14 protein-coding genes are annotated in these 13,456 nt (G+C 36.4%); 6 read left to right on the forward strand and 8 right to left on the reverse strand.

Features of this window, described 5'->3' with window-relative positions; translation table 11 throughout:
• Nucleotide 1 precedes the first annotated feature (1 nt).
• The 3 genes from P176_RS0101700 to trxA all read right to left on the reverse strand — a co-directional run bounded on the left by P176_RS0101700 (nucleotide 2) and on the right by trxA (nucleotide 3,058).
• Nucleotides 2-457 (reverse strand): pyridoxamine 5'-phosphate oxidase family protein, encoded by a 456-nt coding sequence (locus tag P176_RS0101700; protein WP_026753075.1) that lies wholly within the window; start codon nucleotides 455-457, stop codon nucleotides 2-4.
• Between the two features lie 178 nt (nucleotides 458-635).
• Nucleotides 636-2,603, reverse strand: a complete 1,968-nt coding sequence (locus P176_RS0101705; protein WP_026753076.1) for a heavy metal translocating P-type ATPase — start codon at nucleotides 2,601-2,603, stop codon at nucleotides 636-638.
• A 155-nt stretch (nucleotides 2,604-2,758) separates the two neighbouring features.
• A complete protein-coding gene (gene trxA / locus P176_RS0101710) occupies nucleotides 2,759-3,058 on the reverse strand; it encodes a thioredoxin (RefSeq protein ID WP_026753077.1) in 300 nt (99 codons plus the stop codon).
• 172 nt (nucleotides 3,059-3,230) lie between these two features.
• Between trxA and P176_RS0101715 the strand changes: the two genes are divergently transcribed.
• The 6 genes from P176_RS0101715 to P176_RS0101740 all read left to right on the forward strand — a co-directional run bounded on the left by P176_RS0101715 (nucleotide 3,231) and on the right by P176_RS0101740 (nucleotide 9,048).
• Nucleotides 3,231-4,736 carry a PAS domain-containing sensor histidine kinase gene (locus P176_RS0101715; RefSeq protein ID WP_026753078.1) on the forward strand — a complete coding sequence of 502 codons (1,506 nt, stop codon included), beginning with the start codon at nucleotides 3,231-3,233 and terminating at the stop codon, nucleotides 4,734-4,736.
• Complete coding sequence (locus P176_RS0101720) at nucleotides 4,733-5,779, forward strand: response regulator (protein WP_026753079.1); 1,047 nt, start codon at nucleotides 4,733-4,735, stop codon at nucleotides 5,777-5,779. Before P176_RS0101715 ends, P176_RS0101720 begins: the two co-directional genes overlap by 4 nt.
• A gap of 89 nt (nucleotides 5,780-5,868) precedes the next feature.
• Nucleotides 5,869-6,708 carry a universal stress protein gene (locus P176_RS0101725; RefSeq protein WP_026753080.1) on the forward strand — a complete coding sequence of 280 codons (840 nt, stop codon included), beginning with the start codon at nucleotides 5,869-5,871 and terminating at the stop codon, nucleotides 6,706-6,708.
• Nucleotides 6,709-6,816: 108 nt separating this feature from the next.
• Entirely contained in the window at nucleotides 6,817-7,665 is an 849-nt protein-coding gene (locus tag P176_RS0101730; protein ID WP_026753081.1) for a universal stress protein, read from the forward strand.
• A gap of 18 nt (nucleotides 7,666-7,683) precedes the next feature.
• Nucleotides 7,684-8,529 (forward strand): universal stress protein, encoded by an 846-nt coding sequence (locus tag P176_RS0101735; RefSeq protein WP_026753082.1) that lies wholly within the window; start codon nucleotides 7,684-7,686, stop codon nucleotides 8,527-8,529.
• 75 nt (nucleotides 8,530-8,604) lie between these two features.
• Nucleotides 8,605-9,048 carry a hypothetical protein gene (locus P176_RS0101740; protein ID WP_026753083.1) on the forward strand — a complete coding sequence of 148 codons (444 nt, stop codon included), beginning with the start codon at nucleotides 8,605-8,607 and terminating at the stop codon, nucleotides 9,046-9,048.
• A gap of 77 nt (nucleotides 9,049-9,125) precedes the next feature.
• Here the strand turns inward: P176_RS0101740 and P176_RS0101745 are convergent, their stop codons facing one another.
• The 5 genes from P176_RS0101745 to P176_RS0101765 all read right to left on the reverse strand — a co-directional run bounded on the left by P176_RS0101745 (nucleotide 9,126) and on the right by P176_RS0101765 (nucleotide 13,456).
• Complete coding sequence (locus P176_RS0101745; protein WP_037349101.1) at nucleotides 9,126-9,968, reverse strand: universal stress protein; 843 nt, start codon at nucleotides 9,966-9,968, stop codon at nucleotides 9,126-9,128.
• Nucleotides 9,969-10,112: 144 nt separating this feature from the next.
• Nucleotides 10,113-11,336, reverse strand: a complete 1,224-nt coding sequence (locus P176_RS0101750) for a bifunctional alpha/beta hydrolase/OsmC family protein (RefSeq protein WP_026753085.1) — start codon at nucleotides 11,334-11,336, stop codon at nucleotides 10,113-10,115.
• A 16-nt stretch (nucleotides 11,337-11,352) separates the two neighbouring features.
• Nucleotides 11,353-11,634 (reverse strand): DUF427 domain-containing protein, encoded by a 282-nt coding sequence (locus P176_RS0101755; protein WP_026753086.1) that lies wholly within the window; start codon nucleotides 11,632-11,634, stop codon nucleotides 11,353-11,355.
• On the reverse strand, nucleotides 11,631-11,894 hold the full coding sequence (locus P176_RS0101760; RefSeq protein ID WP_026753087.1) for a hypothetical protein: 264 nt from the start codon (nucleotides 11,892-11,894) through the stop codon (nucleotides 11,631-11,633). Before P176_RS0101760 ends, P176_RS0101755 begins: the two co-directional genes overlap by 4 nt.
• Nucleotides 11,894-13,456, reverse strand: a complete 1,563-nt coding sequence (locus P176_RS0101765; protein WP_026753088.1) for a YdiU family protein — start codon at nucleotides 13,454-13,456, stop codon at nucleotides 11,894-11,896. The genes P176_RS0101760 and P176_RS0101765 overlap by 1 nt, the downstream gene beginning before the upstream one ends.

Here is a 13,456-nt window from a genome sequence, read left to right on the forward strand (position 1 = left end):
TTTAGTTTCTTCTTAATTTACCGGTCATTTCTTCAACTTTAATATGAAAAATAATGGGGAAATCTTCCGTATGGATTTTACTTGAAAACTGACTGATAAAATCCAGTTCTCGATGCTCGTTCTCTATAATCAAATGCTTTACGCCCAAAGAAAACAAATGCAATTGGGATTTGGCATCACTACCAGAAAGCTCTACAAAAGCGCCCTGAGCTAAAACAGACTGCCAAGAATTTACAGAGTCGATTTCTGAAACTCCCAAAGACACACTCGTGTGCTTTCGCATTGCATTTATTTTATGCCCTTCTGCAGAGTAACCAATAATGGCATGTTGGTCTTTATCAAAAAAGTAAGTAATAGGTACTACGTAAGGCCGGTTTCTATAGATGTAAGCTAACTGACCAATGTAATTGGTTTCTAAGACTCTGCTACATTCTTTTGGGTTCAAGGTTCTAATCATCGTGCTAATTGTTAAATGAATAGGTAAATCTATCAAGATTAAAATCCTTAAATTATGATTTTAGTCAGTTCTCTTAAATTAACTTGAAGTTATTGCTAAATGAAATAAAGATAACCATGTTACCTATTTCTGAAATCAGATGAAGATGATAATAACAATTTGGACATGAGATAGTAAACTAGATGGATTTGTACCGCAGTAGTCGTAAAGCATTTAGCACCACCACAATAGTAGATCCCTCATGAAATGCCACTGCCACGCCAATATTTGTGAGCCCCAAAATAGTAACCGGTACCAATAAACCCACAACGCCTAGACTTATGGCGATATTTTGTTTGATGATTCTTTTGCTCTCACGACTCAAACTGATAACAAACGGCAAGTTCTCTATTTTATCAGACATGAGCGCAACATCTGCAGTTTCTAAAGCCACATCGCTCCCAGCCGCTCCCATGGCTATACTTACGGTACTTAAAGCCATAGCTGGTGCGTCATTCACGCCATCTCCAACCATAGCTATTTTTTTATCGCGCTTAATTAATGTCTTAATGGCGTCAACCTTGTCTTCTGGCAATAAATTGCCCTTGGCTTCGGTAAGACCAATTTGTTTAGCAATAGCATCTCCAACGTTTTGATGATCTCCCGTGAGCATGATCATCCGTTTGATCCCAATCGCTTTTAAACGCTTCAACGTATCCACGGCCGTTTTCCGAGGTAAATCCATAACACTCACCAGACCCACAATTTCTTGTTTGTAAGCTACCAACATGGCCGTATGACCGTTTTTTAAAAGTGCATTCATTTCAAGCCTTGTTTTCTCACTAATTGTGATCTCAGAAGACTCCATCAATGTGGCGTTACCAATAGATACCTTGTGGTTCTCATAGGTTGCAGTAATCCCCTTTCCTTGAATGGCATTAACATTAGTGGCCTTATTTTGAGAATCTATCTTGTACTTTGTTTTAAGGTCACTCGCGATTGCTTTTGCAAGGGGATGGTTACTTAGGTTCTCTACTTCTAAAACCAATCTGGCCAATTCCACTTCATCAAAATTACCTAACGGAAGAATATTGGTGAGTTTTGGTTTTCCTTCGGTTAACGTCCCCGTTTTATCAAAGGCAATGGTGGTGATTTCGCCTAAATCTTCCAATGCTCTTCCGCCTTTAATCAGCACACCATCTTGTGCGGCTCTAGCAACGCCACTTAAAACTGCACTAGGTGTAGAAATAGCTAATGCACATGGACTAGCCGCTACTAATACCGTGATGGCCCTATATAGACTTTCACTAAAGGTTTCATCAACCACTAGGTATGCAAAACACAGTAGAACGACCAAAAGAATAACCAATGGCACATACCACTTTTCAAACTTTTTGGTGAGCCGTTGTGTCGGTGACTTTTGAGTTTCAACCTCACTTACCATTTTAACCAACCTTGATACCGTAGAATCTTTAGTAAGCTTTAATACCAAGACTTCTATACTGTGATCTCCGTTGATGGTGCCAGCAAATACAACATGCTTTTTGTCTATATCAATAAAGCTTGGTAAATCTTTTGTGTCTTGCAAATAGGTCTTATCTACAGGCATGCTTTCGCCAGTGATTGGGGCTTGATTTACAGTGCTACTACCACTTACAATAACGCCATCTGCCGCTATCTTTGTGTTAGGTTTTACAACAATAATGTCTTTTAGTTGTAATGCTTCTATGGCAACATCCTCAAGTTGATCTCCTTTTTTAACCAAGGCCGTTTTTGGAGATAAATTTCCTAGTGCTTCAATGGACTTTTTAGCCTTGTTCATGGCATAATGCTCAAGAGCGTGACCCAAACTAAAAAGAAACAGCAATAGTGCTCCTTCTGCCCAACTCCCAATATAAGCAGCCCCTGCCGCAGCGGCAATCATTAAGAAATCAATATCGAACCCTCCTTTAATGATTTTTTTTGAAGCTTCAATAACTATAAAATAGGCTCCAAAAAAATACGCAATACTATAGCCTGTAAGCGCCAAAGCAAAAGACAGTTGAGAAAACATTTCAATCAAAAAAGCAACTAAAAGAAATACGCCACAAAGCACAGCAAAATAGAGCTCTGTGTTTTTACCTAAAAATTGATGTCCCCCATGGGCCCCATCTTGATGATCTTTCATATCCACTCTTTTTTACGCGCTAATCAAATTCGATGTTATTTGAAATGTATAGCCTACAGGCAATATCTATAATACGGACCGCACCCTTTAACCTTAAAACCAAAAAAATGAAGTCATTTAGTAGCTTTAAAAAAATTAGTTTATCGCTTTTTAAACTATGAGTGAGATGTAATCACCTTAATAAGGTCATTTTTTTGAACAACTCCAGATTGTCGCCATACCTGTTGCCCCTTCTTAAACAAAACCATGGTGGGAACGCCCCTAACTTGATATTTTGCCGCGAGTGGCTGGTTTTTATCTACATCGATCTTTACAATTTTCACACCTTCCCCCAGTTCTGCTTTGACCTCTTTTAATATAGGCGCCAAGGCTTTACAAGGGCCACACCAATCTGCAAAAAAATCGACCAAAACTGGTGTTTCATCATTAATGATCTCATTAAAACTACTTTTCATGATCTTTTATTTAGTATAATTCTCAATATTCTGATTCACTAAAATTACTAAATCTCTAAATTATAAAAGCTGATATTGATCAACTAAAATAAATATAAAGCTTTATTGGATTAATCAATGAAACAGGCTGTAATCACCTATCTTTCTATTCTCAAAATCAAGATCTTATCCTATGTTTCAGCAAGACCAAGAAATTTTTAATATCCTCCTAGACTCTGTATCAGAGGGCGTTATCGTGGTTGATCAAAATCAGACCATTGTTGAGGCAAACAGCTCTGCCGAAACTATGTTTGGCTACAATAGAAAAGAACTGTTGCAACTTCCGCTTCAAAATTTGATTCCTCAAAATTATCACACTAAACATGATCAACATTTTAAGGGGTTTATCAAGCAAAATAAGCATCGGCAAATGGGTCAAGGTCGTGATATTTTTGGCTTAAAAAAGAATGGAGTTATTTTCCCTATTGAGGCGAGTTTAAACCCATTTAATATCTACGGTCAAAATTTTATAATGGCTTTAGTTGTTGATATTACTGAGCGTAAAAAGCTAGAAGAAGAAAAGATACATTTGGCTAAAATCTTTCTTGAATCTTTGAATGAAATCTATGTGTTTGATTCTAAGACCTTAAAATTTATAAATGCCAACCATGGTGCACAAAAAAATATTGGGTATGGATTAGAAGAATTGGTAACTATGACGCCTTTGGATATTAAGCCCAATTTTACTGAAGCCCAATTTCGAATTCAATTAAAAGACCTGAGCGATGGTACTAAAGAAAAAATAGAATTTGACACCATACACAAACGAAAATCGGGAAGCACATATCCCGTAAACGTACACCTGCAGCGCTCAGTCTTAGGAGACAAAAATGTATTTCTGGCCATTATCATAGACATTACAGAACAGAAAAATTACACGAGCACGTTAGAAAAAACCGTTGCCTTAAGAACCAAAGAATTAAAAATAGCCTTGGCTGCAGAAAAGGAGCTTAATGATTTGAAAACAAAATTTCTGTCTATGGTGTCTCATGAATTTAAAACGCCTTTGAGCGGCATTCTAACATCAACCATTTTACTCAGCAAGTATAAACAAACAGAACAGCAAGAAAAACGAGAAAAACACATCAAGACCATCACCGATAAAGTGCAATATCTCAATGCTATTTTAAGCGACTTTCTTTCCGTAGAAAAATTAGCCAATGGCAAGATCAACTATAAGTTCACCAAGTTTAATTTAAGCAAGGTTTTAAATGAGGTGATTTATAATGCCAACATGCTTTTAAAAGACGGCCAGCAAATTAATTATCCTAAACATATAGACGAGATCTATTTATTTCAAGATGAAAAAATTCTAGAATTATCCCTGTCAAACTTGATCTATAACGCCATTAAATATTCTTCAGAAAACACCACAATAGATATCTCTATTTCTCAAAATGAACACCAAACCACCTTCAAAATAAAAGATGAAGGCATTGGAATCCCTGAGAAGGATCAAAAAAATATTTTTAATCGCTATTTCAGGGCAGAAAACGCATTACTTATGCAAGGTACAGGCATTGGCCTCTTTATTGTAAAAGATCATTTAAAAAAACTCAACGGCTCCATTACTTTTAAAAGTATAGAGAATGAAGGGTCAACATTTATCATAGAACTCCCAAATAAAGCACAGTCATGACAACCTTACTTTTAATAGAAGATGATAACGTATTACGAGAGAATACTTCGGAAATATTAGAACTTTCAAATTATCGAGTTATTACAGCCAGTAATGGACAAATAGGACTTGAGATGGCCAAAAAACAGAGACCTGATCTCATTATTTGTGATATTATGATGCCTGTGCTTGACGGTTACGGCGTTCTAAAAGGCCTATCTCAGGATAACGAAACAAAATTTATTCCTTTTATATTTCTATCTGCCAAAAGTGAACGGCACGACATTAGAAAAGGCATGAATCTTGGCGCAGATGACTACCTTACAAAACCTTTTAATGAAGAGGAGATTGTGAGTGCCATTGAGAGTAGATTAGCAAAAGTCTCCATTCTCAAAGAGGAACAAGCGCTTGTTAAAACTACGTTGGACAGTGACATGGCTGAGTCATTACATGGGCTTAAGGCGGTGTTTGAAGCGCATGGGGAAGTTTCCTCTTTTCAAAAAAATGATGTGATTTACCAAGAAGGTCAACACTCAAATACTATTTACTATGTGCTTGAAGGTATTGTAAAGTGTTACAGATTTGACGAAAATGGTAAAGAACTGATTACTGCACTTCAAAAAAAAGATCATCTTTTTGGTTACACCTCTTTTTCGCAAAACATACCTTACAGAGAAACGGCTACTGTTATAAGCGACGCTAAAACCTTAAGCATTTCGAAAAGTGAACTGGATTCTATTTTAAGTAATCATCACGCATTAACATTAGAAGTCATTCAATTATTAACCGATGATCTTATAGAAACTAAAGACCAGCTCCTGCAAATGGCCTATAGCTCTGTTCAAAGAAAAACAGCTGCCACAATACTAAGATTTGCTGAAAAAATAAACACTAAACCTGAAGATCCCATTAGGATTTCTAGAAATGATCTCGCCAGCGTAGCAGGTATTGCCACAGAAACCTTAATAAGAACCATGTCTGAGTTTAAGCGACAAGGTCTTATTGAAATGGAAGGACGAAACATTAAAGTTTTGAACCTTAAAAAACTACAGGACATACAATGATTCTATACTAACTTTTAAAATATGATGAATATCATAGCTCTTTAGTAGGCTTCCTTATAGATTTACTCTCACAAAGAGAAATGTATAGAATGACTATTTTACTACCCACTGACTTTTCTGAGAACTCCTATAAAGCGATGCATTATGCACTCGATTTTTTCGAGAATTCAACCTGCGATTTCTACTTACTTCATGTCAACAGAATGTTAGGTCTCAGCCCTGGTGACACCATGTACACGCCCAGCCAGAAAGATATTGAAGAGATGTACATCAAGCCTTCAAAAAGCAAATTAAAAGCAACCATTGCAACTCTTAGTAAAAAACACAGTTATAACAAAAATCATAAATTTCACGTAGTGGCCGATTATGGTGTGCTGGTGGAATCGATTAGAAAACACGTCGCCAATAAAAAAATAGACACGATAGTCATGGGCACCAAAGGCGCATCTGGATTAAAAAGTTACATCTTGGGGAGCAATACTGGTGACGTCATCAAAAAAGTAAAATGTAATACGCTAGTGGTTCCTGAGCTTGCAAAATATAAAGCGCTCAACGAAATCGCATTTCCTACAGACTACTTACTCTCCTATAACATAAAAACCCTTCAGCAACTCACCGATTTACTCTATGCAACTAAAGCCAGTTTACGAATCATACATATGCTCAAACACAATAGAACATTAAGCAGTGAACAGATTGCCAACAAGGATTTACTCAATGAATATTTCGATGACTTTAAACCGACATTTCATTTTCTTAGTGATGACAAAGTAGAGAATGCCATTCAATATTTTGTAGAAAACCAGCATGTCGATCTTATTACCATGGTGGCGAAGAACCTCAACTATTTGCAAAATATATTTTTTCACTCAAGAGTTGAACACATCAGCTATCACACTAAAATACCGTTTTTTGTGATGCATGAATAATGGCTGTTGGTATTATAAATTTCAATCCATTATTCTAACTCTGATATATATCATAGTTCACCGCGCTCAAAGATAATAACTTCACTCACCTATCTCAACGACATCATTATGCTATCTATACTTCTTCCTACTGATTTTTCTGAAAATTCAATGAATGCTATAAAGTACGCTCTAGAATTTTTTAAATATCAAGAGACGCAATTCTTATTCATGCACGCCTATCAAAATGAGTTTTATGACCACGAAGAACTCACTTCGAGAGACCATTTTGATACAGTTTTAGAAAAAGTTAAAATGGAATCCGAAAGCAGCTTAAAGCAATTGCTCAAAGATGTCAATGCATTGGCGCCAAATCCCAGATTTACTTATGACAGTATTTCTGCCAATAATACTCTTGTTTCCGAAACCAATTCACTCGCCCATGCAAGACATATAGATTTAATTGTCATCGGGACTAAAGGCATATCAGATGAGCGCCAAACCGTCTTTGGAAGTCAGACCTTTCAAGTTTTGAAATGTGTGGAATGCCCTGTTCTTGCCATTCCATGCAATTACTCAAACACACAGCCAAAGCGAATTCTATTTCCTACCAATTACCTCATGCCATATAAGCGTCGTGAATTAAAATTGCTTTCCATATTAGCCAAATCTTACAGATGTAAAATAGACATCTTATATGTTTCTAAAAGTGACAAACTATCCATTAGACAAGAAGACAATCAAGCATTTATCAAGAACGTTTTAAGTGATAATGAATTGAATTTTTGCTTTAGAGATAGTCATCATATTCCGCATACCATAACCAATTACATCAAAGAAAACCAAATGGATATGCTGACTATGGTCAATACTCAGCACTCTTTTTTAGAAGATCTTTTATTTCCTTCAACCCTTGATAAAGTAGGTCTTGGTCTAGACATTCCATTACTCGCATTACAAAATACCACTCGCATATAACATTGAAACATCTGCACCATGAAACATATCCTATTACCAACCGATTTTTCTGAAAACTCCTGGAACGCTATTGTCTATGCAATGCAGTTATTTAAAGAACAAACCTGCACTTTTTATTTATTAAACACCTATACCCCTGTTGTCTATCATGCTGAATATGTAATGGGCTATCCCGCTCAATTTGGCTTGGGGGACACTATTAGAAACACATCTCAACAACAATTAGAGGAGCTTGTATTGCGTGTCTCTAATGCCTTTGAAGTAAATCCCAAACACACTTTCGAAACAGCTGCTAGATTTAATACACTCGTCCCGTGCATCTCTGAATTTTTAGAGACACAGCCTATAGACCTCATCATCATGGGGACCAAAGGTGCCACTGGAGCTCAGGAAGTGCTTTTTGGATCAAATACCGTACATGTAATTAACGCCATTAGCTGTTCTGTTTTGGCCATTCCTTCTAACTTCAAATACAAAGCACCTTATGAGATTTTATTTCCTACAGACCTAAAGGTAAACCATCAACATATAGAGGCTAAGATATTACAGCAAATTACCTTATCCAACCACTCTCGAGTGCACTTAATGCATGTTTCAACAGGAAATGCTCTTAACGATGTACAAAAGGAAAATAAGCTACAATTAGAATCTAGTTTTGAAAATACCGTGATGCTTTTTCATGATGTCACAGATATGAGTATTCCAGAAGCGATTGATAAATTCCAGACCACTTATGAGATCAATTTATTGGTCATGGTAAATAATAAGCACTCCTTTTTTGAAAATTTATTTTTCAAGAATACAGTCCATCAAATAGGGTTTCATTTAAATATTCCTTTTCTAGTGATTCCATCAAACAAATAAATAAAGTTTTGCCGAGGTATATCTTATCTCAATAATGATCAAATTTTTAGAGTATACACTTAATACCATCTCATTATGAAAATAACACAAACGCGATATTCCAAATGGCTTAGTGCCGAAGACATGCACAATAATTCTCAAGAATGGCTGTCTGAGCTAAATTTTATCAAAGACGAACATCTGTTCTATCAAAATCTCATCAATTCATTGGCATCAGAAATAGCAGAAGAGAACAGTAAGGATAACTACATTGAAATTATAGACATTCTTAATACATCTCAAAAACAAAACCAAACACTCATTAAAGCGGTGAACGATCATCAAAATGAACTTGAAGTGATGCTGGATGGCATTGATCAAATAAAAGAAGAAAAGATGTACGTTAAAGTACACACCACTTTAATTGCCACTATTGCAGAGTTTTTAAAAGAATATAAACTATTAAAAACGCAGTTGTTTGACATTATAAAAACCATCACCAAAGACGGGAAACAAAGAGATTTGATGGATAAAAAATAAGCTACCAATCCTAAATATTTATAGGTGGTAGCCCTTTATGCGCTTAGTATAATTTAAGACCTCAAGCAATACATCATTTAGTCCAGTTCATCATGAACAACCAAAAGTGGTACTTCTAAATGACTTCCAATTTTAGTGGTTGATGACCCCATAAAGAAATGCTCAAACATGAGCTCCTTATGTTTTATAAGCACTATTAAATCAATATTGTTGGTTTGCACATAGCCATTAACAGCATGATGCTTTGGCAAATCATGAACTGCATAATAGACAAAAGGAACTTTATGGAGTACCGTTTTTAGCGTTTCTTGATCGCTATGTTTTCGCTCTTCATCTACGCTATTTTCGTTAATTCTTAAAACATGTATTTTTTTACTAAAGCTTTTGATCACCCTGATCGCTTTAGAAAAAGCAACACCGTTCATAGCATCAAAAGGATCTAATGGAAATATGATTTCTTCGGGTTTTTTATAGAGAAAACCATCTGGCACCACAAAGGTTGCACAATCGACGTTTCTAATCACATGAATCGTATTGCTGCCAAAAACCTTTTCTTTAACTCCAGTATTACCTTTAGTTCCCATGAAGATAAAATCGATTTGCTTTGAAATCACCAGTTCATTTACTGCATTGGTTAAATCGCCATATTCAACTATAGGTTCATATTGAAAATTGTCATTATCAAAGACTTTCACCAAATCAACGATAAGGTCCTTTAACTGATCTTTCTCGTTTTTGATGATAGACTGATAGATTGAATTAGAGCCAGACATTATAAGATCTCCACTAATATAAGAGGATGAACTTTTAGTGTGGAGTATAAAAAAGGTACAAATCTCTTCTTTAAGGAACTGCATGGCATAATGCATTGCGTTTATAGAATTATCTGAAAAATCTGTGAGTAAAAGAATCCGTTTCATGGTTGTCCTATTTAGAACCATAAACATAATCTTAGTGAGAGACAATAAAACTGATATTCGTCAATCTAAACTAACTAATTCTAATTTAATGCTTTGCTTGCTAGAGTGTATGCGATATTCGCTTTTTAAATTCCGTTTGATGTCTCACTCAGCCACAAGTTCTGTCTCAATAACTGTTTGACTTAGCAAGGTGCGATGCACTGGACATTTAGAAGCAATTTCTTTTAATTTTTCCCGTTGAGAATCCTCTAAATCCCCAATTAATTTCAATGTTTTTTTGAGATGATCTATTTGACCAGGCTTATCAATTTCAACCATAAGATCATCGCTATGTTTCTTAGAATAAGTGATGTACACAAACACTTCTTTTAAGTTCCATTGCTTTCGTTCTGCATACAGTTTTAAGGTCATTGCAGTACATGAAGCCAAAGCTGCACTTAAAAAATCATAGGGAGAAGGTCCAAAATCATCACCTTCTACAGATTTGGGCTCATCTGCTATGAAATTATGGTTAACGGTTTGAATATTGGTTGTAAAATTATGTTCTTGAAGATTTAAATGAGCCACAAGCTGTTCTCCTTTAGTTTCTAACATCTCATTTTTTTGACTTGGTAAATAAGCCCTTACCCATTGACCAATCATATTAGCAGCATAGTTGCTGTATTTGGCGTCTGTTAAAAGATGATCTGCGCCATCTAAGCTTATAAAACTCTTGGGATGCAAGGCATTTTCATAAATCTCTTGAGCATTTTCAATACCAACAATTTTATCAAATGGTGCATGTAATATTAAAATTGGTTTTCTGAGATTTTTTATGATCTCCGACAAATCTGTCTTATCAAAGTCTGAAATAAAATCTTGATCTATAACAAATGGCCTGCCACCTATATTCACCTCGACCTCTCCTTTATCTTTCACCTCATCAACCGCATGAGAAAATAAATGCGTCACATGTTGAATATTTGAAGGCGCTCCTATGGTCACCACAGCTTTTACATTATCTAACTGTGACGCGGCTACAATAACTGCTGCTCCTCCTAAGGAATGTCCCACTAAAAGCGATGGAGCCTTATAGTTTTTAGCCAGGAAATCGTTAACAGCCATGAGATCCTCTACGTTAGCAGAAAAATGACTTTCTGAAAATTCGCCTTCACTTTTACCCAAACCCGTAAAATCAAATCGCAATACACCAAAACCGAAATTGGTTAAGGTTCCCGTAATATTTGTCACTGCTTTATAGTTGCTGCTGCAAGAAAAGCAGTGTGCAAAAATGACAAAATAATTAGGCTTTTGATTTGCAGGTAGCTCTAATGTGGCATGAAGAAGGTGCCCTTTAGAGTTCTTTATTTCTAATGTTTTGCTCTGCATTGTTCTTACATTTTTTTTATTCAACCACTTGAACTCCTTTCCAAAAAGCCACCCTATTTTTAATTTCTTTCGCTTTATCAAACGGTTCTGGATAATACCAAGCAGCATCTTTATTGTTACTGCCATCTACTTCAAGCGTATAATAGCTCGCCTGACCTTTCCAAGGGCACATAGATTTTGATTCTGAAGGTTTGAAATAATCCTTCTCAATGGATTCTTGAGGAAAATAATGATTGTTTTCGATAACGATGGTATCGTCGCTTTCAGCAATAGTTTGTCCGTTCCAGATGGCTTTCATGATCTTAGTGTTTTAAGTTGATAGTGATTTAAAAAATGTATGACTTTTTCCATGGGCATTTCACAAGGCTTGATCAGTCTGGCTTTTGATGTGAGATAGATATTTAAACTGATGACGTTGGTTCCTCCCAATTCTTCCGCATACATTTTTATACTTTTTCCGGCATTAAAATCCGTTCTTGTTACGCCATAAGTCTTATGTTGAAATGTTACTTCAGAATACCCTTTAGGCAGTTTTTGAATGCGTTCTAAAAGATCCATTACGAACTGCAGGATAGCATAGAACATCCTACTTTATCCTTTGCCCAGTCTGGTCTTTTGGCAAACCATTTTTGATATTGAGGCTGTTCATCATACGGTTTTTTCAAAAGCGTGAACAACTCATCAATTAACTCATAGTTACCATCATTTGCGGCATCAATGGCCAATTGCGCCATATAATTTCTAAGAACATACTTAGGATTGACCTTATTCATTTGCTCTTGTCGCTCTTCTAAAGTCTGTATTTCTTTTTTCAATCGATGGGCATAGCTTTCAAACCAACGGTTCCACTGCTGCCGTATCTTATCTGACACCTCATTAATGTTATAGAACGCATCTTCTACTAACACTAAACCTTCTGCGACGGTTTCCGAAGTAAAACCACTTAAGTTTCTAAAGAACAAGGTCATGTCGGTTTCTGTCAATTCTAGATTTTGATCCAACTGTTGTATGAGCTGTTCATCCTCATCACATTTAAGGTCAAGCCCTAATTTAGATCGCATCATCTCTAAATAAGCTTGGTCATAATCTGCTCTAAATTTCTGCAACACTTCTTCCAATCCTTCTGCCTCATTGATTAAAGGGTAAAGGGCATTAGCCAATTGATACAGGTTCCATAATACCACATCGGGCTGGGCACCAAATCGGTAACGTTTATGCTGCCGATCTGTCGTATTTGGGGTCCAACCTTTATCATAATCTTCAAGCCAGCCATAAGGACCATAATCTATGGTAAGCCCTAGGATACTCATATTATCTGTGTTCATCACCCCATGAACAAAACCAACACGCTGCCAATGCACAACCATCTCAATACTTCTTCTCGCTATCTCACGAAAAAATGCGACATATACTGCCTTAGATGGCGCTCCCAAATTAGAAAAAAAATGCTTGATGGTATAATCTGCAAGTTGCTTGAGTGCCACATGATCTTTTCTAGCGGCCAAAATCTCAAAATTTCCGAAGCGAATAAAACTAGGAGACACTCGGCATACTACAGCTCCTTTTTCATACTTAGCATTGCCATCATACATCATATCCCGAAGAACTTGATCGCCTGTTTCTGCCAAAGAGAGTGCTCGTGTTGTGGGCACACCAAGATGATGCATGGCTTCGCTACAAAGGTATTCTCTAACAGAAGATCTTAAAACGGCCAAACCATCTGCAGATCTCGAGTATGGTGTCTCTCCCGACCCTTTTAACTGTAAGGCCCATTGTTGGTGCTTATGATTGACCTCAAAAAGATTGATGGCTCGCCCATCTCCCAACTGTCCTGCCCAATGGCCAAATTGATGACCACCGTAGCACATGGCATAAGGCTTTGTATCTGGTAAAACGGTATTCCCCGTTACTAGTTGTAAAAAATCATTAGATGAAGAATCTTCCATAGTTAAACCAATATGATCTAACATTTCTGGAGACACATGGATTAATTTTGGTGTAGCCGTCTTTTTAGGAGTTACATAAGAAAAACAAGCATTGTGCACTTGCCTACGCTCATTTTCTTGAACAGGATCGGCGGGTAATTCTTTATTAAAGGTATCTTTTACATTTAACTTCAT

The organism is Sediminibacter sp. Hel_I_10, from assembly GCF_000688335.1.
Lineage (GTDB): Bacteria > Bacteroidota > Bacteroidia > Flavobacteriales > Flavobacteriaceae > Psychroserpens.

Bases quoted from the DNA above. Each gene is read 5' to 3' on its own strand.
- P176_RS0101755 (WP_026753086.1), bottom strand. From the start codon at position 11,634: ATGAAAGCCATCTGGAACGGACAAACTATTGCTGAAAGCGACGATACC.
- P176_RS0101730 (WP_026753081.1), top strand. From the start codon at position 6,817: ATGCTATCTATACTTCTTCCTACTGATTTTTCTGAAAATTCAATGAAT.
- P176_RS0101765 (WP_026753088.1), bottom strand. From the start codon at position 13,456: ATGAAGTTAAATGTAAAAGATACCTTTAATAAAGAATTACCCGCCGAT.
- trxA (WP_026753077.1), bottom strand. From the start codon at position 3,058: ATGAAAAGTAGTTTTAATGAGATCATTAATGATGAAACACCAGTTTTG.
- P176_RS0101745 (WP_037349101.1), bottom strand. From the start codon at position 9,968: ATGAAACGGATTCTTTTACTCACAGATTTTTCAGATAATTCTATAAAC.
- P176_RS0101725 (WP_026753080.1), top strand. From the start codon at position 5,869: ATGACTATTTTACTACCCACTGACTTTTCTGAGAACTCCTATAAAGCG.
- P176_RS0101700 (WP_026753075.1), bottom strand. From the start codon at position 457: ATGATTAGAACCTTGAACCCAAAAGAATGTAGCAGAGTCTTAGAAACC.
- P176_RS0101720 (WP_026753079.1), top strand. From the start codon at position 4,733: ATGACAACCTTACTTTTAATAGAAGATGATAACGTATTACGAGAGAAT.
- P176_RS0101715 (WP_026753078.1), top strand. From the start codon at position 3,231: ATGTTTCAGCAAGACCAAGAAATTTTTAATATCCTCCTAGACTCTGTA.
- P176_RS0101740 (WP_026753083.1), top strand. From the start codon at position 8,605: ATGAAAATAACACAAACGCGATATTCCAAATGGCTTAGTGCCGAAGAC.
- P176_RS0101750 (WP_026753085.1), bottom strand. From the start codon at position 11,336: ATGCAGAGCAAAACATTAGAAATAAAGAACTCTAAAGGGCACCTTCTT.
- P176_RS0101705 (WP_026753076.1), bottom strand. From the start codon at position 2,603: ATGAAAGATCATCAAGATGGGGCCCATGGGGGACATCAATTTTTAGGT.
- P176_RS0101760 (WP_026753087.1), bottom strand. From the start codon at position 11,894: ATGGATCTTTTAGAACGCATTCAAAAACTGCCTAAAGGGTATTCTGAA.
- P176_RS0101735 (WP_026753082.1), top strand. From the start codon at position 7,684: ATGAAACATATCCTATTACCAACCGATTTTTCTGAAAACTCCTGGAAC.